Raw genomic sequence first — 246 nt, 5'->3', positions numbered from 1 at the left:
GAGTTGTCATCGACTATTCGGCCCCCAATGTCGCCAAGCAGATGCACGTCGGTCACCTACGTTCCACCATCATCGGCGACTGCTTCAACCGTGTCCTGAGCGCTCAAGGGCACACCGTTATCCCACAGAATCACATCGGTGACTGGGGCACCCAGTTCGGCATGCTCATTGAGTACATCGTCGAGAAACGGATGGACGTCGACGATTTCGACCTGTCCGGTGTCGAGCAGCTCTACCAGGATTCCA

The 246-nt window shown here is 56.5% G+C and carries 1 protein-coding gene; it reads left to right on the top strand.

All coding sequences use genetic code 11. The annotated features are described in order from the left end of the window. Window positions 1-246 (top strand): arginine--tRNA ligase (gene argS / locus MKD49_RS26220; protein ID WP_252697767.1); only part of this gene is annotated, 246 nt, incomplete at both ends.

The organism is Herbaspirillum sp. WGmk3, from assembly GCF_023952535.1.
Taxonomy (GTDB): domain Bacteria; phylum Pseudomonadota; class Gammaproteobacteria; order Burkholderiales; family Burkholderiaceae_D; genus Herbaspirillum; species Herbaspirillum huttiense.
The sequence above is the reverse complement of the archived record's forward strand: the minus strand, read 5'-3'. Positions and strand labels throughout refer to the sequence as shown.